Genomic DNA, 23,477 nt, shown 5'->3' with positions numbered 1-23,477 from the left:
TTTATCTCCCCGATCTCAAATGTATTTGTTTCTCAAACAGCATGAATATTGCGTTCGTCACAATGGCAAGTCCTGCTGACAATAAGCCCCCCCACAAAATTTTATCGATATTCATGGTCCGTAATCCATCGTTCAATATCGTACCTAGCCCTCCTGCATTAATGAAGGCAGCGATGGTTGCCATGCTAATGGTTGTTACCGAAGCAAGTCGAAGGCCTGTAAATAGAGGCTTGATTGCTAAGGGTACCTGGACTTGAAGTAAGATCTGAAATCGGCTCATACCGACCCCTGTAGCAGCTTCAATAACAGATGGTTCAACATGATTCAAAGCTGCAATGAACTGACGTAGAAGAATATATTGGTTATAGGCAATGAGCACGGTAATGGCTGTCGTTTTCCCCAATCCGGTCACAGGGATCATGATTGCAAACAATGCCAAGCTCGGAATGGAATACAAGATTGAAAACATGTAAATGAGTGTTCTAGATACCTTATCAGAGGCCAGAGCTAAGATGGTTAAAACGATTGCAATGATCACAGAGAGCAGCATGGTCAGAATGAGGATCTCCACATGCTCCAATAATGCTTGTACCAACTTATCCGGATGTTTAATGGCATAGTCGATCATGTTAAGTTCCCCCAGAAGCGTCCTTGCTCCTTCGAAGACTGAATAAGTGAGTACACAAAATCATCTGCAGGATGAGTTACAATTTCTCTCGGGGTATCGAACTGGCAAACCTTACCCTGATTCATAATCATAACCCTGGTTCCCATCTTGAATGCTTCATTAATATCATGAGTCACAAACAAAAAGGTTTTTTTCATTCCCCCATGAATCTTCAAGAGTTCATCCTGGAGATTTAAGCGCGTAATAGCGTCCAAGGCCCCAAAGGGTTCATCCAGCAGCATAATATTGGGATCGGTTGCTAATGCTCGTGCAAGACCGATTCTCTGTTGCTGGCCTCCGGACAATTGTGAAGGATAACGTCGTTTGAAGTTCTCTGAATCTAACCCAACCAAAGCTAACAATTCTTGTACCCGTTCTTCGATTTTCTTTTTGTCCCATTTCAAAAGACGAGGAACAGTAGCTATATTTTGTTCAATATTGATGTGGGGGAACAAGCCTACTTGCTGAATAACATAGCCAATTTTTCTTCTAAGTTTTACAGGATCAACTCCAGCGATATCCTCCCCAAATATTTTAATAATCCCGTGGGAAGGATCGTTAAGCCGATTCACCATCTTCAATAAAGTTGTTTTTCCTGATCCAGAGGAGCCGAGGATTGTAATAAACTCCCCTTCACTTATCGACAAGTTCACATGATCAACTGCAAATTCATTGGAATCTGAATATGTTTTGCTCACATCATGGAATTCGATTGCTGTTGGATTCATGTTAACGCCATCCTTATTTAATGGAATCATAAAATTCTTTTGCTACATCTTCATATTCTTCTTTGTCTACGTCCACTTTTGCGTTTAGTGCGGTTATGGTGTCTGTATCCAATACCGAACTAACCTTGTTGATCACTTCAGCGATGCCGGGATCCGTTGAGAGCACATTATCACGGATAACAGGCGCCAAGTTATAAGGTGGCCATACTTGTTTGTCATCTTCCAATAGGGTGAACTCGTCTTTGTTTACCAACTGACCTTCAGTGGTATATGCGGGCGCAACATCAGCCTCGTTGTTTCTAAGCACTGCATATTTCAAACTGTTATCATATACTTTGGATGATTTCCAATGGAGCTTGCCATACACTTTCTCTAATGCTGGAATACCGTCAGCGCGCTGGTCAACCTCTCCTTGGGAAGCAAATCGAATCTCACCGGCATGTTTTTGCAAGTCAGTAATGGTCTTGATCCCTAATTTTTGTGATACTTCCGTTCGAATAACGAGACCCGCTCCATCATTTGCTTTTGAATAATCGAGCCATGTGATATTGAATTGCTTTTTGTACTCTTCTTTGACTGTTGTATACACTTCATCCGGATCTGTTATCAAACCCATTTTTAAAACGGCCAACAAACCCGTACCTGTGTACTCTGGATACATATCGATATCGTTATTAACAATCGATGAATGAATGATGGAACCCGCAATATTAGGAACTCGCTCTACTTGGTACCCCGCGTTCTCCAAAGCCAAAGCATATAGCTCTCCAACAATTAAATTCTCAGTGAAGTCTTTTGAACCAATTCGTATTGTCGCTCCATTATTATTCGTTTTATTACCGCATGCGCTCAAAATGATGGACAAAACAAGTGTGATTGAAATGGTTAAAAGTATTTTTTTCTTTATGTTCTTTTTCATTTGTGTGGACCCTACCTTTGCAAGAATTTATATCTAAACAATACACGTTCAGACAGATCTAAAATGAAGCCTATCCCAATAGCCAGAATCGCTACTGAGATACCACCAATTAAAAGTAAATCCGTTCGATTGAGTCCTAAACCGGTAAAAATGATCTCTCCTAATCCACCAGCTCCAATTTTGGCAGCCAAAGTAGCGCTGGCGATAATTTCAATCGCAGCGGTTTTAATCCCTGTCAAAATTAATGGTCCAGCCACTGGAAATTGGATTTTCCATCTAATTTGTCGTTCAGACATTCCTACACCTTGTGCAGATTCAAGTAAAGACATGGACACACTTTGTAACCCGGATACTGTATTCATTAAGATAGGAGGGATTCCTAAAATAATGAGAGCGACAAGGGCCGGCCTAATTCCAGTACCCATGATAGGAAGCAACAGAAGTAAGATCGCTAGGCTGGGAACGATTCGTAATGTTTGAAATAACGAAAGGATCCATTTTTCGGAACGACCGTATTTAGTTGATAAGGTACCTAATGTAACTCCGATAAGTGTAGAACCCATCAATGCCAATAAACTGATCTCTAAATGCTCTTTCCAAGAATTCAAGAACGTTAACATATGATTCGAAAAATAGTCACTCAGTTGCATCCATAAACTTTCTTGCAAACTCCCTCCTCCTCTCATTCATTTTCATTTGATTTTTCATCGACAGAATTATAATATAAGCAATGTATTGGTTTTGAAAGTAGGCACCTTTTTGTTATATAGGAACCTAATAGTAACTATTGGAGGCGATAATGTAGTGATTTCAAAAAAAGAGTTGCCGTTGTGTCCCGTCGCAACGACTGTTGGCTTGATAGGTAACAAGTGGAAGTTATTGGTTATGAGGGATCTTTTGAAGGGAACTCAACGATTCGGAGAACTTCGTAAAAGTATCCCGGAGATCAGTCAAAAGGTTCTCACTGAAAATTTACGTTCAATGGAAGAGGATGGAATAGTCATTCGTACTGTTTTTGCAGAAGTCCCTCCGAGAGTCGAATACAGTTTAAGTGATTTAGGAAATTCACTGAAGCCAATTATATTCTCTATGGAAACATGGGGACTCGGGTACCAGAAACTCAATGAGTAACTTCCAAACGATATTCATCAAAGTGAATGATGTCAAATTGTTACTCCACGGTTATTTCAAAATAAAATAAGCTCCTCTATTATTTCCATGGAATCTTAAAGCAAGTATTTTCATCTTCAAGTTAAGTCAATGGAGGGCTCATGCGTCCTCCATTGATTCGTAAGAGAAAGTTGATCTTCTAACACCAGTTTCTGCAATATTTCTATTGCATGAAGAAAAACCGGGCAAGATCCTCATAAAATGAATGGCTATATAAAATCAAAATGGATATGCGTTGTTTTTGGATACATGAATGATTTCAGATGGAAACCTTGCCTTAAAATATTTTTCCACTTTCAGATGAATTCTTTTCTCATACCATTTGTCCCAGCCGTTCGCATCAAATAATTTTGGCATCCCTAAACGCTCGGATCTCATCCCCATTTGACCATCACCAATCAGTAACGTATCAATCCAAATTCGATCAGCTATGCCTTGTATCATGTTAGCGAAATTAGGTGAAAAAGGTAGCGCAGGGGAAATAGATACTTGTGTATGTATCCCTGCATCATGTATCTTTTTCAAGGCTTTAAATCTTAAATTTATTCCAGGAGCATAGGGTGAAAAAATTCGTTTCACGTCTTCGCGATCTGTCTCGATTGTCATGGAAACCAGAATTTGACATTTTTCCTTTAATTTCAGTAGTACATCAAGGTCTCTGGCAACCAGAGGGCTTCTAGTTTGAATTTGAAGTGAATCTGGTGGGTTTTTATCCATTTCTTCCAATAGGCTTCTTGTAATGTTTGCCCTCTGCTCTACAGGTTGATAAGGATCTGTGGCTGATGACATAAATATACTTATGGGTTTATTTTTGCGTCTTAGAAGAGAGACTTCCCTTAGATAGTTTTCTGCTGCATTTTTTTTGATATCTACCCACATTCCCCAAGGAATATCCTTAAACTTTTGAATAGGCATTTCTCTGACGTAACAGTATTCGCAAGCAAACGCACAACCCGTATAGGGATTTAGTGAATGAGTAAAACCAATATCTAGATAACCCTTTACTTCACTCAATATTTTCTTAGACACAATGTCTTTGATTTCAATCGGCATGATGTTACCATCCCCTCAATTACTTTCGTTTAATCTCCAACTTAATCGGTTTAACCACCTTTCTTTTTATCTTAAAATTTCTCATGCTACTTGAAAAGTAGGCACCTTTTTATTAGATAGGAACCAAAATGTAACTATTGGGTGTTAACAACTGAAAAAGGTTCCTTCCTATTTTTCAGAATTAGGTATTCTAATTAGTTGGTTTAACGGATTGGGCTCAATACTAGGCGTTAGCTTATCCACCCGGGTGTATCTCTTCTCGAGTCATTTGGTTCAAGAAATGTGAAACAGTCCTTTCAATGCTTCCTATTCAAGTTTTAACTCCATGTTCTTTTTTTGGATATACATATGGGCGGGAATAGGAACATGTACTTGTACCGATAACATAAAAAAGCCGCTATAATAGCGACTTCAATGGGACCATGTTCTTGTCCCTCGATTTTCCGGCTCGGCTGTGTATCATACGTCCGTCGACAAGAAACACAGCCCATTATTACACAAAAAAACCCCCGTTAATTTTCAAATAATGAAACTAACGAGGGTTAAAAAATTAATCTTTACAAATCGTATTCTTCATCAATGTTTACTTGTTTATTCCATCAAATCGGTTACTGCACCTTTTGAAGCAGAAGAAACTAATTTGGCATATTTAGCAAGTACACCGGATTTTACTTTCAGTGGCGGTTGTACCCACGCTTGTGCTCGAGCAGCTAACTCTTCTTCTGAAACCTCAACCTTCATCTCCTGAATGTCGCTATCAATGGTAATAATGTCCCCATTTCTAAGCAACGAGATCGGTCCGCCTACTTGTGCTTCAGGTGATACATGGCCGACTACAAATCCATGTGAACCACCCGAGAATCTACCATCTGTGATGAGAGCCACTTTCCCGCCGAGTCCTTTTCCTACAATGAGTGCTGTAACGGAAAGCATCTCAGGCATACCAGGTCCACCCTTCGGACCACAATAGCGTATGACCACGACGTCTCCTTCTTTAATTTCATCATTCATAATCGCTACTGTCGCTTCATCTTCGCTATCGTACACCTTTGTTGGACCGGAAAACTTCTGTATCTTCATGCCTGACATTTTGGCAACAGCGCCTTCAGGAGCCAGATTTCCTCGAAGTACAACTAAAGGTCCATTTGGCTTAAGTGGATTATTGAGTGGTCGTATAATCTCTTGATCATTTTCAAGTGGGGCAGATTCCGCTAAATTCTCTGCTAACGTTTTACCCGTTACCGTGAGGCAATCCCCATGAAGTAATCCCTCAGCAAGCAATAGCTTCATTACCCCGGAAACACCGCCAATATCATTCAAATCCTGCATCACATATTGACCACTTGGCTTCAGATCCGCCAAATGTGGAACACGCAAGCGAATTCGTTCAAAATCATCCAATGTTAGATCTACTTCAACCGAGTGCGCAATAGCTAGCAGATGGAGAAACGCGTTGGTTGAACCACCTAGAGCCATGACAACGGTGATCGCATTCTCAAATGCTTTTTTCGTCATAATGTCTCTTGGGTAGATTTCCTGTTCAAGAAGTGAGATGACCTGTTTACCGGCTGCTTCACATTCCAATGCTTTATCTGCTGAAATGGCTGATGTCGAAGAAGAACCAGGTAAACACATGCCCATTGCTTCTGCAGCTGCGGCCATCGTATTAGCGGTATACATCCCGCCACAAGCCCCTGGACCTGGACAAACACTGCACTCGACCTTATGCAACTGTTCATCTGTTATTTTTCCATCTTGATATTGACCAACTGCTTCAAAAGCTGAAACGATATCCACTTTTTTACCATCGAGATTACCCGGTTGAATGGTTCCTCCATATACATATACGGAAGGAATGTTCATCCGTCCAATAGCCATCAAACATGCAGGCGTATTCTTGTCACACCCACCGATTGCAACAACGCCGTCAAAACGCTCGGCTCCGGTCACAATTTCAATCGAATCAGCTATAGCTTCCCTACTCGGTAGAGAGAACAACATCCCTCCATGCCCCATCGAAATCCCATCTGAAACGGTAATCGTATTAAAAATTAGTGGAGCACCGCCGTTATTACGTGCGCCCTGCTTAGCTTGCACCGCTAAATCATTGATGTGCATATTACACGGTGTTACTTCACTCCACGTACTCGCTATTCCGATCATTGGCTTTTTAAAATCCTCATCTTGAAATCCAACTGCACGCAACATCGCTCTGTTCGGTACCCGGTTAGCACCTTCACTGATTACCTTGCTTCGAATACGAAGATCTTTTTTATTTTCCATGTTCTTATACCCCTCACTTCAAAGTATTTCGTTCAGCTCCTGCATCGGACGAATAAAATTTTGTTTCATTAGTACTTGAGCATCGTCACTATTCTTGCCTTCAAAAGCTTTAATGATCAAATCATGTTCTTCGACTGAAGCAAGTGTAGCCGTAATAGGTTGTTTTAAAAACACATATTTAAATCGCCTAATGTGAATCTGAAGAGATGTATTAAATGTGGCCACATAAGGATTATCTGAGAGCTCCACAATATAATTATGAAATAGCTCATCCACCTCCATGGCCTGATAAACTTGGCCATTCTTAATGGAACTTGCAAATTCCAAATTTATGGATCTTAGTTTCTCGATCTGTTCTGGAACAATAATCTTGGCGGTGATTTCAGCAGCCAAAGCCTGAAGAGCAGCCATGGTTGAATACATCTTAAAAATATCGTTTTTCTCAATATTCGTTACTTTTGTTTCTTTTCCTGGATGCATAGACACGAGGCCTTGAACTTCGAGTAACTGAAATGCCTCCCGAATCGGTGTCCGGCTGACTCCAAGCGATTCAGCCATTTCCGCATCAATAAGCTTTTCACCTGGTTGCAGTGTTCCATCAATAATCCATCGCTGAATCTGAGAAAATGCTCTTTCTTTGGCCGACATACGGACTGGTAAGGAAAAGTCTTTAGGAATTGGCATTGTATTCATCCTCATTACAATTATTATATGCAATATATCGCATACACGATTGAGAAGCAAATATTATTTCATTTTTTACTCGCTCAATTAAGTTTATCCAGATAACTACCTGTTTTTATTGAGAGTTTGAGACAAAAAAGAAAGACAATAATTTAAGAGTCTTTCTTTGAGAAATGTTACATAAGTAATATATTTTAATGTAATTCTGTTCTTATATATAATTATTTGGTACTAATGAGGGCTTATGTACTTTTTACTTACGTACACATCCTAATCGGCAATCGGACGATGTTCTTGTCCATTCCGGTAATCGGTATAAGTTCTTGTCCCTCGACAATATTCGACCGTCCCCGGTCGGTCGATATTCTGGGAACGGCCATTATCAATCCTGTTAGTATTTTTCAAGTTCTGTCTTTAAATCCTCAATTATTATATCGACTTCTAATACAGCTGAATCAGCATTATTTAAAAATATTGAAGGTTTAAAACCCTCTTTTTTAAAATTGGGCAGAAACACGTCTATGAACTCGTACATATCCATACTTTTACTTGAATAAATTTTCCAACCATCAGTTGCACAGTATTCAACCATTCTCATAAAAGCCCCACACTTCTTCTGAATCTACTACTTTTTTGATGAAGTATTCATAACGAATATTTGCAGGGAGATTGATGACAGATTCAAATTCTTTCTGATTCATATTTCCTCCTTATGATGTTTTATCTAATTTTTCCATTATTATCGTATCTATGTTGCGTCTTATGGTTTTTTGTAATATTTAAAACACTCATGATGATCCACTTAAACCAGACTAGTATTCCTCAGAAAGTATGTCATTACTTCGATAATAATATCATATGTGAGGTCCCACAATGGATCACAGAGTGTTGATCTTAAATATCCGATGATATGTGTAGAGTACATAATCCACCAATTTATGAATTAGCATTCACACATTTGGGCTGCTGACCATAACCTAACGAAGAATTGGAAGCAACTGTTGAAGAGAAGAATTTTATTGAGTTATTCCTATTTTTGCTATGAGATGATTGTGGGATTTTGGTGTTACTTTTAGAGGAATGTTTGGTTAATCGGTGGAGGCATTGCTGTACTCCCTGGCGGAGGTATGTCTAGTGATTCATTTTGTTTTAAAACGGATACCAGTGAAACAATCTGCGCTGCATAAGGATCCGGATTGGGGGGCCGAGGCGTACTTGGTGGATGAATCCCCTTGGTAATGATTCAGTTCAATGTTGATTTTAAACTAAAACATCTGAAATGAGGTATTAATATGCATTATTCTGCTTATTGTTATAACTGCTACTTAAATAGTTTAGCTTTGCATAATATGCACAGACAGCTTCCTATTCCAGGATTGTTTCCCACCGGTCAGCCACCGATGGTTCCGGGTCAGTTTCCCGGTTATTACCCGACGCCTGTGACACCAATGATCCCTGGTTCTCCTCCGGGACAAATGCCTGAGCAATCGGCTGGTCAAGGAGCTGCACCAACGATACAACCTCCATCATACATTCCTGTAAAGCCACCGCAAGCTTATGCAATTGATGCACCGAGTATGTTTGGTTGTATCTACAAGTGGACATATGTTTGGCTGAGTAATGGGAATCAAATGTGGTTCTATCCTACCTTTATTGGACCAACATCCGTTGCAGGATACGTTTGGCCATCAGGATCACCTTTTCCATCTTATTTTGGAATAGATGCAAAACAAATTGATGCGTTTCATTGTTAATGGTAATCTAATGTTTCATATAGATACCTAATCACACCATAATGGATGCCAAGGCCAAAAAAGACTTGAATGTACACGCTAATTTATCATATCGAGTCGCCAAACGACGAAAATTCTTTACTTTATTAAAGAAGCATTCCACCAAATGGCGCTCTTTGTAGGCATCTTGATCATATTTCGGGATCACTTGGCGGTTTTTTTCCAGGAATCACAGGGATCGCCTGTTGTTCCTTCAAAAAGGTCCGAATGGCATTCGTATCATACGTTCGGTCGGCTAGATCTTGCTTCCGGGTCAATTTCATGCTTTTAAGGACGTTGAAACCTTGGACGGAGTCAATCGTGGCGTCAACCACTCACGCTTTTCTCGTCAGGAGCTAGGGAAACATGCTTTAACACTTCATCCCCAATGCCCGCTTGCTGCCAGCGTCGAAAGCGGGTGTAGACGGAATTTCAATTGGGGAAGTGGTCTGGCAGATCACGCCAGGGGCGCCTGAACGAGTTACCCAAAGCATGGCGTTTAACATAATTCGATTGTCCACTGCGACGTCCTCCTTGTGGTTTTCGTTCAGTTGGAAACAAATCCTGGATTAGCCGCCATTGTCTCTCGTGAATTTCGTATCATGTATTCAAATTAATATATTTAACCCATGTTCTTGTTTGCTCACTCGTTCTCAGGTTTTCATTCATTGACCGATAGTCGAATAAAGCCGCCGATCCTGTTGATCGGCGGCCTCCTTTGGTTTTATGGAACTATTGTTACCCATTAACTTAATCACTGTTTCAGTATGTGATACACTTCTCCGCACTACAAGTAACGGCAATTTTAAAGTTATCTTTTTGCATGATGACCGTTTCTGTATACGTTATTATGGACAACTGAATAGCTTTATAAATTTGACGTAAATCGGATTGACCATGAGACCTGTCGGGCTTACGGAGTATCTTTTTTCCGTGTCCAAGTGGCGAATTTGTTCCATTTCCTCTGGGTTCAGCTCAAAGTCGAATAGATCACTGTTCTCTTTTATTCTTTGGGGATTTGACGATTTAGGGATCACAATAATACCGCGCTCCAGATGCCAGCGCAAAATGATTTGTGCAACCGACTTGCGATGACGAAGAGCAATTGCAACCAGCTCTGGATGCTCCAGCAGTGCTTTGTTCCCCTGTCCTAGCGGGCCCCAAGCCTCATGCAGAATCTGATTCTGAACCATATAATCATGCAATTCGCGTTGTTGAAATTCCGGGTGTGTTTCGATCTGATTCACCATCGGCAAAATCCGAGCATGTTTCTTGAGGTGCTCCAAATGCTCGATCTCGAAATTAGCTACACCTATGACTTTGATCCGGCCTTCGTCGTACAACTCTTCCATCGCTTTCCAAGCATCCACATAATGAGCACCGGCAAAATGAATCAAATACATATCGAGATACGTTACGTTCAGTCTTTGGCAAGTTTGCTCAAATGAGTTTCTCGTCGCATGATACCCGAGATCCGTCGTCCATGCTTTCGAGGTGATGAAGAACTTCTCTCGAGGAATGTCACTTTTTTGAATGACTCGGCCTAGCGCTGTCTCATTACCGTAAATTTTTGCTGTATCGAAATGGCGGTATCCGATTCGAATCGCCTCTTCAACCGTTTTTTCGAAAGATTCCCCTTTCTTAATCTTGTATAGGCCGAATCCGAGTTGCGGAATATCGACTCCGTTTGAAGCTTGGATTGTGTGTTTCATCAAAGATCGTCCCTTTCATTGGTTCCGGATTGTGGCTTCCGTTGCATGCTCCTCACAATGTTCAAAAAGCTTATCGATTTCGTTCACCAAGTTTTTCAACGACATCAGCTTACTCCCGGCGTCCAGACGATAAAAGTTACGGGTTCCTTCTTTGCGAACGCTGATAATCTGCGCGTCTTTCAATATTTTCAGATGATGCGATACAGCAGGCCGTGAGAGGTGCGTTTGCACTCTGATCTCACCCACACGCATGCCCGATTTCTGCGGCCCTTGAATCAAGGCCATCAAGATAGCCTGCCGTGTCTCGTCTCCGATTGCATTCAGCACCTTCAGGTTGTTATTAAATTCGATCGCGATCGTATTCGAAAATTCCTGTTCTACGGAAATCTCCCCTTTTCGTTGAACCGTTTAATTCTTTTGACGAATATAAGATACCACGAATTCAAACATAGTAGTACTTAGGGAAAGATAATCCAGAACCTATTTTTCCCAATTTCACGGAACTTCCCGAAAACTTGCCGTTACTTGTGGTGGTAGAGTTCAGCGTGATTGATTTTTAACTAACAGTATTTCGGGAAAAATTCGGTATGACGCCGCAGGATTAGCGGGTGCAATATCGTGTACCAGCTTCGATAATAAATGGTTAATATTTCTGAATGATTTAACATCCAGATAAGTGGATTATATTCCTTTTGGTTAGCGCTTACATATAAGAAATATCTAATAATGATAACAAAATGTTAATACGAAGAACCGTCGATCATTTTAGATCAACGGTTCTTCGTATTAACGAATAAGATTATCACACATGAAGTTTAAAGGTTAATATTTGGACAAAATATTCAGGAGAACATCCCCATCAATGTTGCCACCGCTTAACACAAGTGCGATATTCTGACCTCCAATTCGTTCTCTGTGTTCCTTAATTGCCGCAACCGCAGTAGCACCTCCTGCTTCAATAATGTATTTTTCCTCTTTGGCTAGAAAACTTACGGCTTGCCCAATTGAATGCTCTGATACCGCGATAAAATCATCAACATAATGCTTAGCCATCTCGTAACTCAGTTTTCCAACCCCACCAATAAGAGCGTCACAGAGCGAATCTTCGCTAGGATACTGTTCATACAAGGTATGATCTTCGTAAGATTTGATCATGGCTGGGCAGGCCTCGGTTTGCACTCCAATAATTCGGATAGACGGCTTGATCGATTTGGCAGCAACCGCAATACCTGTAATCAGACCCCCACCACCGACTGGAACGACGATCGTATCAATATCGTGGTTTTGTTCCAGAATTTCAATGGCTATCGTCCCTTGTCCACCATAAATTTCGGGATCACTGTAGTAAGCATCAATATAAGTCAGATCATGTTTATGAATGTACTTCATGCCGAGCATATGAGCCTCGTCAAAATCTTTACCTAGTTTCATGACCTCTGCCCCAAAATAGTTTATTTTATCGATCTTGCTTTGTGGCGTCGTTTCGGGCACGATAACTTTGACGTGATCTATTCCGAGAATGGATGCAGCATAGCTCACAGCACTTCCGTGGTTACCCGAAGAGATGGCGGCAACACCCCGGCTCTTTTCTTCATCGGTTAGCGTCATCATTTTGTTTAAAGCGCCTCGGATTTTAAAACTCTTTGCTCGTTGGAAGGACTCCAGTTTGAAAAAGTATTTTCTGTTCAGATCGCCTAGATAAAAGGACTCTTCAAGTGGTGTTTTCTGCAAATGATTCTTGATTCGATCATATGCTTGTAACACATGTTCATAGCTAAAAGTCATTTCATTTTCTCCCTTAGATGTCAATTTTAACGCCGAAATTTCTTTCCGCTGCAGTCTGTAACGCCATTTTCGCTGCATATATATCCAGAATCGCCATACCTGTAGCATCAAATATGGTGATTTGTTCGTTTGAGGTTCTTCCCTCAATTTTCCCTAAAATTAAATCGCCGATCTCACCGCATATATGGCTTTCTGTAATCTTGCCTTCTTTGAGCGGTATTTCAATCTCGCCCACTTGTATGCAGTGCTCTCGATCATCTACATATAGGCGGGCTTGTGACATCAAGTTGGAATCAATCTCCTGTTTCCCCGCCATATCTGCACCTATGCAAGAAAGGTGTGTTCCTTGTTTCACCCATTCTCTCCTAATGATTGGCGTTCTTGATGATGTTACGGTGATAATAATATCACTACTTTTCACGGCTTCTTCTAGCGATTTCACTGCTTCAAACTTGACGTTCTCTACGTTCATACCAAATTCAGATTGAAGTCTCTGTGGTATTGAGTTAACCAAAGATCTCAGCTTTTCTTGGTCCCTGGCGGCAACACAAACCGTTTTCAAGTTCGAAAGCGCAGATAAGGCACAGGCAATCTGGAAGATCGCCTGGTTTCCAGATCCTACGACAAGGAGAGTTTCAGAATCCTGTCTTGCTAGATATTTTGCTCCGATCGCTCCCGAAGCGCCTGTACGTATGCCTGTAATATAGGACGCCTCGGTGATTCCCATAGGTCTCCCTGTTTCAGCATCGAATACGGTTATGAGCCCCGTTAAAGTGGGTATTTGCTTCGCTTCATTCTCCGCAAACCACGTGATTGTTTTATGCCCAAATACCTTATCACGTTTCAGATACCCTGATTTAATGTCCATATCTGCCTTGCCTGGAACAAAATCATAAAAGATTGTTGGCCAAGTCTCTGCGTTATTCTCACTTTTTGCTTTATACACCGTTTCAACGAGATGTATTACTTTTGGAACATTCAACCCTTGTCTAACGTCGTTATCACTTAAAAATCGCATCGAATATACCTCCTCCATCATCAAAAAAAGCATTGAATCTCATCCCTCCTATATACATAGGCCCTAATGGGGATTGAGACTCAATGCTTTAATCGTTTTTACCCGGGGATAAAAACAAGCATGATATAAAATTTGTACTTTATTTTAGCTGAATTTGGTTGAAAATACAACGATAACTCTCCCTATTGGTCCATTGCACTCGCATGGTATACTTCATTGTGCAAGTCTTCAGGCGAGATTGTTTTGAAAAAGCGTAATGACGAACGATTGTTCATGATCGATACATGCGTTTATTCATTGCAAAGATTGTTTAGTTTGCTTTCTTTTAGATAGAGAGTTATCAAGCAATGTTGATACAATGCCAATCACAAGGGCAAGCGCACCGATCCACGGAATGTAGTTCAACAAGTTGTGGTTGACAGCAATACCCCCGATACCAGCTCCGGCAGCCATTCCAACTTGTCCAATCGCGCTATGCAAACTAAGTACAATGCCTGAAGCAGCGGGAGCGAGACTTATAAGCTGAAATTGGATCGGCGTACCTGAGGACCAGGCTGCTATTGCCCAAGAAATAAGTAATATATATAGAAGAAATATAGATTGACCTATAAACGGGAACAACATTAATGCAACCGCATGGAGTATCATTCCACCAGCTAGTGTACGGAATGTGCCCCATCTATCTGTACTGAGTCCGCCTATTTTGGAACCAATAGCACTAGCGATACCAAATATAAACAGGGCTACGGTTACACCTTGATTACTCATGCTAAATATATCAAGGAGATAAGGCGAAATGTACGTAAATAAAATGGAATATGAGCCTAACCACACGAACGTAATCAGTAACGCTGCTGCGATACGGGGTTGCATGATGAATTTAAACTGATCACGCAAAGGAACTGCTTCTTCAGCAACTACTTTGGGTATGATCAGCAGCGCTAGGAATAAGAGAATAAGTCCGGCTACTCCAAGACCAATAAAGATGATGTTCCAATCATAATGCGAAGCTACAACCCTGCCTATGGGTACACCAATAACTAATGCCGTACTATTTCCCATAATAACAGTAGCAATTGAACTGCCTTGTTTGCCTGGAGCAGCCAAAACCGCAGCAAGAGTAAGGAGCGTAACCTGAATAACACCGGCACTAAGTGCTGAAATAATTCTAGCTACGATAAGCATCTCATATCCTGTTATCGTTGCAATTAAAATGTTAATAACAGAGAATACAGTTAATGCATAAACCAAGAGTTTTTTTCGATCTAATTTAGATGTGAAAGCAATTAAAAAAGGAGTACCTACACCAAAAGCTATAGAGAACACGGTAATTAGCTGTCCAGCAGAAGAAACTGAAATGTTGCTAGATTCAGCAATTTTGTCCAAGATCCCGGCAATAACATATTCTGATGAGCCATTAAGAAAACTAATTACAGCTAATAAATATATTTTCCACATATTTTTCAACAATTGCACCTTCTCATTTCTGTATTTCTAGAAAAATAGATAAATTAAATATTCACCAGATCTATTCTACATTCAGTCATCTGGGACAAAACCAATTTCTATATATACCTTACTATTGAATCAGTAGCTAGAGACTTTCCCACAGAAAAACAGCCCCTAATCGAATGGTTAGACTCATTCGTGTTCCACCTTTCAGTGTTAAATCCATAAGAGATTCTCATTTGCACAACTTATGTTACTTTTATTATTCAAATAAATATATACCTTTCGGCCTTTTAGTTTGAATTAACATGAGATCACATTTGTTACTCAAATGTAACGCAGTGTTTTTTTATCTGCTTAATATTATGTAGAAGGAACAAGTTTTTTGGTTTTACTATGCAGCATCAAGACAAAAACGACAGCGTTTCCAAAGATGCTTTGGAACCACTGCCGCTATGGGTAATCACCAGATTAAACTTTGACTGTGTACATCCATTCTTTTTCATGAATTTTGGTACGACCAGCCGATTGCACATCGGTATATTGATCCATGTTCGTAATAATGACCGGCGTAATCATGTTGTAACCCGCTTTTTCGATCTCTTCACGGTCAAATTCCATCAATAGGTCGCCTACGGATACTTTTGCTCCAGCCTGTACCTTTGGCGAGAAAAATTGGCCTTTCAGCTTTACCGTATCAATTCCGATGTGAATCAGCATCTCTGCGCCAAGATCACTTACGAGACCAATAGCGTGACCACTCTTAGAAACAGAGAATACGGTGCCGTTAACTGGGGAAACTGCACGTCCTTCTGCAGGTTGAATGGCAAATCCTTTACCCATCATTTCTTCTGAAAAAGCAGGATCTGGAACCAGGCTAAGTGGCTTAACTTCCCCACTCATAGGGCTGAATATTTGTTCATCCTGTAATTTAGTGTCCTCAGCTACTACAGGTATAGTTGCAGACAATGCTGATGGTGCAGGTACCTCTTCCTGGAAGCCCAGAATATAAGTAATTACGCTAGCTACAACGAATGCAATTAAAGCAGCAATCAGTGCATAGAGCAGGTTGCTAATGTCTGGACCGACATATGAGGCAGCTCCCGGAAGACCTACAGTGCTGATGAAATAGGCTTTAACAGAAAAGGCTCCCAGAAACGCCCCAGCGACTGCGCCCCCAATGAGCGCTGCAATAAATGGTTTTTTGAATTTCATGTTAATTCCGTACATGGCAGGCTCCGTAATTCCCATAAGAGCGGTCAGTCCTGTAGAATATGAAAGTGATTTGGTTTGGGTGTTTTTAGACTTGAAGCCCACACCAAATGCAGCACCACCCTGGGCCATATTAGCTGCGAACATTAACGGAATGATAAAATCGTAACCAAGTGTTGCAATCGAACCAACTGCAAGCGGCAACAGTGCATAATGCATGCCTGTAATAATCAGTACAGACATTGTGCCACCAATTAAAATACTTGCAAAAATGGATGCGTTATCAAATAACCATCTGATACCCCCAGATAAACCGTTTCCAATAATGCCACCCAGTGGCCCGATCGCGATCAAGGTTAGTGGTACCATGATAAGTAACGTAACCGTTGGTACAACAATCAGTTTCAGTGAAGAATGAGTGATGCGGTCAATCGCTCTCTCCACGTAAGAAGCGATCCAGATTGCAATGACGATGGGAATAACCGATGATGCATAGGATGTGGCAATAACCGTAATGCCTGCAAACGAAGTATTCCCCTCTTGAAGCAACGCTGTAATGGTTGGATGCATGAGGCCGGCCGCTAGTGCAGCACCTACATAAACATTGCTCCCCATTTTCTTCGCAGCACTAATGGCCAGAATAATGGGCAGGAAGTAGAATGCGCCATCGCCAACGGCGGACAAAATGATATAGGTTGAACTTGTATTCGTCATCCAACCAAGAGCCACCAGAATGGACACGATCCCTTTGATCATACCTGCGCCAGCAATTGCTGGCAGGATTGGCGTGAACATGCCCGAGATGAAATCAAATAATGCGCTGATCGGATTCCTTTGTTTCTTTCCGCCTTCTGCGTTAGGCTTCATGCTCATGCTCATATTGTTCACTAGTGCTTTGTACACTTCGGAAACTTCATTGCCAATAATCACCTGAAACTGTCCACCGTTTTCCGTTACCCCCATAACGCCAGGTGTGTTTTTTAACGTTGTTCTGTCTGCTTTATTGTTATCGTTTAGATTGAATCTAAGTCGAGTCATACAGTGCGTAACTTGATCGATATTCTCTTCCCCACCAACCAGTTTGAGGATATCTTTGGACAATTGTTGTTTATCCATGTTGTAAGGCTCCTTCGACGTATATTAAGGTAGTAAAGCTAAAGAAAGCTCAACAAGCTTGAAACTGGAACTGGAACTGGTTAAGGGTAGTTTGGTCTATTCATTGCCACCTTCGTTCTCTGACCATGGACGCGTTAGCCAGTTATAATGGAAGTGCGAAACATATGTTATAACGTCATGTTACTCAGAACAGAGAAGAAAATATATATTGTTTAAGTGTTTAGTTTCCTTTGACACGAGATGATTTTTGTTACAAAAATGTAACACGTTGTTTTTTGAGTATAGGTAATGTATACTGCCTAAGCAGGTTATCTATTATTTTTATTATGGTCTAAGGGAGTGCATATCCATGTTCACCAGTGAGCAAATCTCATCCTATAACGAATTGGAACTATCTTTATATAACTATATTTCTCAGAACATGGAAAAAGTGGCGTACATGCGTATCAGAGAACTGGCCGATGAAACTCATGTATCTACAGCCAGCATTCTGCGATTTTGCAGAAAGAATCAATGTGAGGGATTTTCCGAATTTAAAGTAAAAATTAAGATGCTCGTTTCCCAACAAGATAAACTAACGAAGCAGGAGTTGAAAAGTCCACATCATGCAGTGTATGAGTTTTTTGAACGTTCTCAAGCTCCTGAATTGGAGGAGAAAATTCGGACGGCAGCAAAGTTAATTGCCAATGCCAGTAACGTTATTTTTATTGGTATCGGGAGCTCCGGAATAATGGGCGAGTATGGAGCCCGATTTTTTTCAAATCTAGGGATCTGTTCCGTGTACATAAAAGACCCTCATTATCCTGTTCATATCAAAATGCAAAAAGACAGCGTTACGATTGCATTATCTACGCGAGGTGAAAACCCGTATGTACTACCTTATCTCCAACGGATCAAGCAGGAGAAGAATAAAATTGTGGCGATAACGAACAATCGCCAATCCACCATGGCTAAAATATCAGATGTAAATATCCCTTATTATGTAAAAGAAGAGTATTACGAATCCACGAACATCACCACTCAGGTTCCTGTTACTTTCCTGTTGGAATGGCTGGGACGAGAGGTTTTCAAAGAAATGACGAATAGAGAATGAGAGTACAAGAGAGAACGGGTTCTTTTTAAAAATACGCACCATAAAGAGAGCCATCTGGACTCTCTTTTAAGTCGTTATGGCTCTCAACTGGATGACTACGTTAGACGCTTTCCGTTACTTTCTTTCCTCGTGTTGCTGCAATTTGCGTCATAATCATTAGGATGATGATCACAATCATTCCAATCATAGCAGGTGTGAAACTATTGGAAGCATCATGAATCCAGCCAAGCAATATTGGACCCAGCGCTCCAATAACATACCCAGCAGATTGCTGCATCGCTGACCAGGAAGTTGCATCGTTCACATTGGTTGTAGAATCAATCGGTAACATCAGGTTTAAAGTGAACAAGCCCCCTGCTCCAACTCCAAAGAGTACAACGGAAACCATCGGTATGAAATTCATCATCAATAAAATCAACCCAACCATCATGAACAGAGATTCACCAACCATCCATACTCTTCTTGAAGGAAAGTTCTTCAATAATACAGGGAGTACAAAGCTAATCGGGATCTGGATGACAACAAATATGGTCAGACAAAGCGTTGCATAGGATTTGCTATACCCCATTTCCTGAATCATTAACGGGAGCCACGCTGTAAAAGAATAAAACAACATAGCCATTAATCCAAATGAAAGCGTAAGCGTCCATGCACTTCTATTTCCCCAGGGAAGTTTAATTTGCGGGCGTTCTTTTCGTTCACTCACATGAGCAGATTCAGATCGCGGCTTCACCATGGTCCACCACACGATCGCTGCTACAAAGGCAATTACTGCCCACCCTCCTACCGCTGTCTGCCAAGAATTGAAGTATGCCTCTAAGGGAATGGATACCATTGAACTAACTGCAGCACCTACAGTGATCGCAATACTATAGAGTGCAATCATAGATGGAACATGATCGGGAAAATACTTTTTAATAAAACCTGAAGTTAACGGGCCAATCGAAGCGATCCCGATACCTACGATCAATGCAGATAAAAGTAAAACGAACGTAGACTGTGTAAATAGTCGAGTGGATATTCCGATCCCAACCACAATCAGGGAATATCCAATGATTCGTTCTATTCCCCATTTCCCACTTGCTTTGACGGCAAAAGGTGAAAATACCCCCATACATAGTACAGGTATTGAAGTTAGCAAACTGGCTAGTGCGGCGCTCATCCCCAGATCTTCCCGAATCGTATCTAGCAGCGGAGATATGGAATTAATAGCTGGGCGCAAATTCAATGTAGCAACAAATAATGCAATAATTAAAAACATTTTTTTTCTCATCTTCTGCTCCCTACTCTTTCTATCCATCATTAGAATAAGAAAGAGCCGCTAACTGGCGGCCCTTTCTTATTTTTATTCTGTAGGCCTGTACGCTGATCTGTAATAAAACGTTTTTCCAACATTAGCGCCTGTCGCTATTCACGAAACAAGCTGCTCCCGTTGCTCTGAATAACATCTTTATACCAGTGGAAGGACTTCTTACGATAGCGTTCCAATGTTCCTGAACCATCATCATGACGATCCACATAGATGAATCCGTATCGTTTTTTTAATTCTGAAGTTGTTGCACTAACCAAGTCAATACAACCCCATGTTGCATACCCCATCAATTCAACACCATCTTGAATGGCTTCAGCAACTTGAAGCAAGTGCTCTTTCAAATATTTGATGCGATAATCATCGATAACGGTTTTGTTGCCATGTTCGTCCGTGATGAGTTCATCTACGGCTCCTAATCCATTTTCAACGATGAATAATGGTTTCTGATAACGATCATAGATCGCATTCATGATGTACCTTAATCCTTGAGGGTCGATCTGCCAACCCCACTCACTCGCGACCAAGTGCGGATTTGGAATACCCCCAATCAAGTTTCCTTCTCCTTTAATTTGCTTGGCAGGATCAGCCGTTTCACAACAACTTTGATAATAGCTAAAGGAAATAAAGTCAACGGTGTTTTTCAATATTTCTTCGTCGCCAGGTTCAAAATGAATGGTAATCCCGTTATCTTTCAAATAACGTTTCATATAACCTGGGTAATAACCACGCGCGTGAACATCCATGAAACCTGTGTTCTTATGATCCGCTTCCATCACTTTGATCATATCATTTGGGTCAGGAGTCAGTGGGTAAATTGGCATAGCAATGACCATACAACCAATTTTGAAGTCTGGGTTAATTTCATGCCCGATTTTAACCGCCAGTGCACTTGCAACAAACTCGTGGTGAATCGCTTGGTACAGATCCTGTTTACTCAGTTGATCCTTATGTGTGTTGATCCCGCCACTTACAAACGGATGTTCCAGAATAGAATTAATCTCGTTAAATGTGAGCCAATACTTCACTTTGTCTTTATATCTGTCAAAAATGGTTCGCACATACCGTTCATAGAAACCGATCATTTTTCGATTCGCCCAGCCATCGTATTCCCTAACGAGATGTAGAGGAGTCTCATAATGAGAGATCGTAACTAGAGGTTCAATCCCGTATTTCCGGCACTCGTCAAAGAGGTTGTCGTAAAATTGGAGGCCTTTTTCGTTTGGCTCAAGTTCATCCCCTTTCGGGAAGATTCTGGACCAAGCTATAGACGTGCGAAAAACTTTGAAACCCATTTCGGCAAGGAGTTTAATATCTTCTTTGTATCGATGATAGAAGTCAATTGCGATTAACTTCATATTATCCTCTGTTGGTTCAATCGTCGGAGGTGTCTGAATGCCGTTTGGCATGATATCCTGAATGGAAAGTCCTTTTCCATCCTCTAGATATGCACCCTCAATTTGGTTTGCAGAGACGGAGCCTCCCCACAAAAAACCATTAGGAAATTGAAATGTTTGACTCATTTGGTAAGCCCACCTTTCTTTTAAACCTTCAGCGGATCTGGATATAAAACGAATCTCGCTTTATCGGTTTTTTATCATGTATTTGTTTTCACAACTTATGTTACATAGATTAATTCATAAAATACATGTTATTTCGTATTTAGTACAAGGTATCACAGATTCACATTTGTAACATAAAAGTAACACAGTGTTTCAAAATATTACTGTATGTAATTTTAGGGTAACTTTACTTCTACTACGCCATCATAATGGTCAACAAAATAAAAAAAGCCGCCAAAATGACGACTTCATGCTCTGTTAGCTCATCGCAGGCTGAAGTGTTTCCAGCAGTTTCTTGATCTCTTCATCATATTCCAGTTGAAATAATGGAATGATCTCATCTAATCTTTGCTGGAACAAATCAGGATCTTGGACACCAAGCGCAGCTCTTAATTCCATTTCCTCTTCTGAACCTTTGTCGTTCAGAATCATGTTCAGCACATCACCTTTAAAATATTCACTTGGAGGTAGGATCAAAGCATTCATCAGGAATTGCATAAAAAAGAGATGGTTTTCTTTTTCCTGATCCGCTTTTTTCATCGCTTGCTTCGTAAATAAGTTGATATATTTCTGAGCAAAATCCACTCCTTTTAGTTCATATGGCCCACCATGTGCTACCCCACTCCAACGCATGTCAGCCACGGAACTAAGCCACCAAGCCGGATCGATGGCCTGCTGCATTCGAAGCAATACGTTCCGTTCAAACTGCGGATCGGGATGCAAGCGCTGTGCTTCCAAACATTTTCCTATCGTTTCCGCTTCGATCGCAGCAACGGTGATACCTTGTCCATGAATGGGATCAAAGCTGCAAAATGCATCGCCAAGAACGAGTAATCCAGGGGGCCAATCTTCCATGAGTTCAAAATGCTGGCGAACAGACTCGGAAATACGGTACCCCCTAGGCCCTTGCAATGGCTCTAACTGCTCCATTAACTTTACAATTTTATCTGAAGCAAATAGAAGCTTGATTTGTTCTTGAAACTCTTCCGGCTGAGTGGACGGATACTCATCTCCTCCAGCATTGAAAAGAATGAGTCCAGCGATATTATCCTCAATGCGCGTAAATAGGCCTGCACGAATACCTTGCTCAGGATCTGAATCAGACATCACCAATTCCTTGGGAATGGAGGATTTTATGTTGTAATAGCGGGTGCTGTAACCAAGAGATACCTTCAGCACTTCCGGTTCAGGCACAGACAATCCAATCTTATTAAGCCATCTGATCAATTTGGAGGAACGACCTGAGGCATCAATAACCATATTCGCTGGAAGTTGTTCTTCCCTTTTTTCACCGCTTCTTTCTTTGGTGTAAATGCCTGTAATGGAGCGTTGATCTTCAGAGACCATTAGCCCGGTAACTTCCATGCTGGTTAAGAAGCTTATATGAGAAATGTCCTGAATTCGTTTGCGCAGCACCCATTCCAGCAAAGCTCTGCTGCACGATGCAATTTTAAATGAAGAAGGATCCTCCTTGTTAACTAATGTACCGTATCGATTAGTAACTACAAGCTTTTCATGGTGTGAAGAGATCGCCCCTAATTCTATCAATTCTTCATTGTATCCTGGGAAATAATGTTCCAAAATCAGCGCGCCGCGCGGTTGTACACGGTGTGGATGAAAAGATTGAGGTACACCCTGCCGGTTATTTGGCTCCGTAGGGAATTCATCTCTTTCGATAATACATACTTCTTCATAATAATCAGATAACATTCTGGCAGTAATCAACCCTGCTATCCCTGCCCCAATGACTACCGCTTTTTTCATGTCAGACATCGAAACTTCATCCTTTCTTCCAAATTATATTTATTCTAAACTTGTAGATCTATCAAAATATTACTTATAATACCAATATATAGTCAAAATATCTCTTCTGGTAAGAACCAATATAAAGACACTGTATAGTTAAACTACGATACGGAAGAGGTGTAGAAAAAATTATAGAGAA

The 23,477-nt window shown here is 40.9% G+C and carries 23 protein-coding genes; 4 read left to right on the top strand and 19 right to left on the bottom strand.

All coding sequences use genetic code 11. The features are described from left to right. Position 1: 1 nt before the first annotated feature. The 4 genes from C0Q44_RS18130 to C0Q44_RS18115 are packed head-to-tail and all read right to left on the bottom strand — an operon-like array spanning position 2 to position 2,982. Positions 2-628, bottom strand: coding sequence for an ABC transporter permease (locus tag C0Q44_RS18130; RefSeq protein WP_105408672.1), 627 nt, complete (start codon positions 626-628; stop codon positions 2-4). Next, a complete protein-coding gene (locus C0Q44_RS18125; RefSeq protein ID WP_105408671.1) occupies positions 625-1,395 on the bottom strand; it encodes an ABC transporter ATP-binding protein in 771 nt (256 codons plus the stop codon). The genes C0Q44_RS18130 and C0Q44_RS18125 overlap by 4 nt, the downstream gene beginning before the upstream one ends. A gap of 13 nt (positions 1,396-1,408) precedes the next feature. Continuing rightward, positions 1,409-2,314 carry a glycine betaine ABC transporter substrate-binding protein gene (locus C0Q44_RS18120; RefSeq protein ID WP_105408670.1) on the bottom strand — a complete coding sequence of 302 codons (906 nt, stop codon included), beginning with the start codon at positions 2,312-2,314 and terminating at the stop codon, positions 1,409-1,411. Positions 2,315-2,325: 11 nt separating this feature from the next. After that, a complete protein-coding gene (locus C0Q44_RS18115) occupies positions 2,326-2,982 on the bottom strand; it encodes an ABC transporter permease (protein ID WP_105408669.1) in 657 nt (218 codons plus the stop codon). 136 nt (positions 2,983-3,118) lie between these two features. Here C0Q44_RS18115 and C0Q44_RS18110 point away from each other — a divergent pair, with 136 nt between their 5' ends. Beyond that, positions 3,119-3,445, top strand: coding sequence for a winged helix-turn-helix transcriptional regulator (locus C0Q44_RS18110; protein ID WP_105408668.1), 327 nt, complete (start codon positions 3,119-3,121; stop codon positions 3,443-3,445). 258 nt (positions 3,446-3,703) lie between these two features. Here the strand turns inward: C0Q44_RS18110 and C0Q44_RS18105 are convergent, their stop codons facing one another. From C0Q44_RS18105 to C0Q44_RS31105, 5 genes are all read right to left on the bottom strand, one after another. Further along, complete coding sequence (locus tag C0Q44_RS18105; RefSeq protein ID WP_105408667.1) at positions 3,704-4,537, bottom strand: SPL family radical SAM protein; 834 nt, start codon at positions 4,535-4,537, stop codon at positions 3,704-3,706. Positions 4,538-5,128: 591 nt separating this feature from the next. Next, positions 5,129-6,820, bottom strand: coding sequence for a dihydroxy-acid dehydratase (ilvD, locus tag C0Q44_RS18100; RefSeq protein ID WP_105408666.1), 1,692 nt, complete (start codon positions 6,818-6,820; stop codon positions 5,129-5,131). An 18-nt stretch (positions 6,821-6,838) separates the two neighbouring features. Beyond that, positions 6,839-7,504, bottom strand: coding sequence for a GntR family transcriptional regulator (locus C0Q44_RS18095; RefSeq protein ID WP_105408665.1), 666 nt, complete (start codon positions 7,502-7,504; stop codon positions 6,839-6,841). Between the two features lie 391 nt (positions 7,505-7,895). Next, the gene (locus tag C0Q44_RS18090) at positions 7,896-8,102 is read right to left on the bottom strand and encodes a DUF2750 domain-containing protein (protein ID WP_258166423.1); all 207 of its coding nucleotides are present in this window, start codon (positions 8,100-8,102) and stop codon (positions 7,896-7,898) included. Next, positions 8,089-8,205, bottom strand: coding sequence for a DUF2750 domain-containing protein (locus C0Q44_RS31105; protein WP_258166422.1), 117 nt, complete (start codon positions 8,203-8,205; stop codon positions 8,089-8,091). The genes C0Q44_RS18090 and C0Q44_RS31105 overlap by 14 nt, the downstream gene beginning before the upstream one ends. 591 nt (positions 8,206-8,796) lie before the next feature. Between C0Q44_RS31105 and C0Q44_RS18085 the strand changes: the two genes are divergently transcribed. After that, the gene (locus tag C0Q44_RS18085) at positions 8,797-9,258 is read left to right on the top strand and encodes a hypothetical protein (RefSeq protein ID WP_258166421.1); all 462 of its coding nucleotides are present in this window, start codon (positions 8,797-8,799) and stop codon (positions 9,256-9,258) included. Between the two features lie 170 nt (positions 9,259-9,428). Here C0Q44_RS18085 and C0Q44_RS18075 read toward each other — a convergent pair whose 3' ends face one another. Continuing rightward, positions 9,429-9,611: a hypothetical protein gene (locus C0Q44_RS18075; RefSeq protein WP_105408663.1), complete on the bottom strand. Its 183-nt coding sequence runs from the start codon at positions 9,609-9,611 to the stop codon at positions 9,429-9,431. Positions 9,612-9,672: 61 nt separating this feature from the next. Here C0Q44_RS18075 and C0Q44_RS30270 point away from each other — a divergent pair, with 61 nt between their 5' ends. Next, positions 9,673-9,849 (top strand): hypothetical protein, encoded by a 177-nt coding sequence (locus tag C0Q44_RS30270; protein WP_181151061.1) that lies wholly within the window; start codon positions 9,673-9,675, stop codon positions 9,847-9,849. A gap of 275 nt (positions 9,850-10,124) precedes the next feature. Here C0Q44_RS30270 and C0Q44_RS18070 read toward each other — a convergent pair whose 3' ends face one another. From C0Q44_RS18070 to C0Q44_RS18045, 6 genes are all read right to left on the bottom strand, one after another. Then, entirely contained in the window at positions 10,125-10,988 is an 864-nt protein-coding gene (locus C0Q44_RS18070; protein WP_105408662.1) for an aldo/keto reductase, read from the bottom strand. Positions 10,989-11,003: 15 nt separating this feature from the next. Continuing rightward, a complete protein-coding gene (locus C0Q44_RS18065) occupies positions 11,004-11,375 on the bottom strand; it encodes an ArsR/SmtB family transcription factor (RefSeq protein ID WP_105408661.1) in 372 nt (123 codons plus the stop codon). A gap of 435 nt (positions 11,376-11,810) precedes the next feature. After that, a complete protein-coding gene (locus C0Q44_RS18060; protein ID WP_105408660.1) occupies positions 11,811-12,773 on the bottom strand; it encodes a threonine ammonia-lyase in 963 nt (320 codons plus the stop codon). 13 nt (positions 12,774-12,786) lie between these two features. Further along, positions 12,787-13,791, bottom strand: coding sequence for an ornithine cyclodeaminase family protein (locus tag C0Q44_RS18055; protein ID WP_105409294.1), 1,005 nt, complete (start codon positions 13,789-13,791; stop codon positions 12,787-12,789). 294 nt (positions 13,792-14,085) lie between these two features. Then, on the bottom strand, positions 14,086-15,249 hold the full coding sequence (locus C0Q44_RS18050) for an MFS transporter (RefSeq protein ID WP_258166475.1): 1,164 nt from the start codon (positions 15,247-15,249) through the stop codon (positions 14,086-14,088). A 462-nt stretch (positions 15,250-15,711) separates the two neighbouring features. Continuing rightward, complete coding sequence (locus C0Q44_RS18045; RefSeq protein ID WP_105408658.1) at positions 15,712-17,568, bottom strand: beta-glucoside-specific PTS transporter subunit IIABC; 1,857 nt, start codon at positions 17,566-17,568, stop codon at positions 15,712-15,714. Between the two features lie 349 nt (positions 17,569-17,917). Here C0Q44_RS18045 and C0Q44_RS18040 point away from each other — a divergent pair, with 349 nt between their 5' ends. Then, positions 17,918-18,661 (top strand): MurR/RpiR family transcriptional regulator, encoded by a 744-nt coding sequence (locus tag C0Q44_RS18040; RefSeq protein ID WP_105408657.1) that lies wholly within the window; start codon positions 17,918-17,920, stop codon positions 18,659-18,661. Positions 18,662-18,761: 100 nt separating this feature from the next. Here C0Q44_RS18040 and C0Q44_RS18035 read toward each other — a convergent pair whose 3' ends face one another. The 3 genes from C0Q44_RS18035 to C0Q44_RS18025 form a co-directional block, all read right to left on the bottom strand. Next, entirely contained in the window at positions 18,762-19,934 is a 1,173-nt protein-coding gene (locus C0Q44_RS18035; RefSeq protein ID WP_105408656.1) for an MFS transporter, read from the bottom strand. A gap of 134 nt (positions 19,935-20,068) precedes the next feature. Further along, positions 20,069-21,493, bottom strand: coding sequence for a glycoside hydrolase family 1 protein (locus C0Q44_RS18030; RefSeq protein ID WP_105408655.1), 1,425 nt, complete (start codon positions 21,491-21,493; stop codon positions 20,069-20,071). A 297-nt stretch (positions 21,494-21,790) separates the two neighbouring features. Then, positions 21,791-23,305 carry an FAD-dependent oxidoreductase gene (locus tag C0Q44_RS18025; RefSeq protein WP_105408654.1) on the bottom strand — a complete coding sequence of 505 codons (1,515 nt, stop codon included), beginning with the start codon at positions 23,303-23,305 and terminating at the stop codon, positions 21,791-21,793. Positions 23,306-23,477: the final 172 nt, after the last annotated feature.

Origin of the sequence: Paenibacillus sp. PCH8, assembly GCF_002968835.1 — a bacterium.
Classification (GTDB): domain Bacteria; phylum Bacillota; class Bacilli; order Paenibacillales; family Paenibacillaceae; genus Paenibacillus.
Note: the sequence above shows the minus strand (reverse complement) of the source record. Positions and strands in the feature narration are given on the sequence as shown.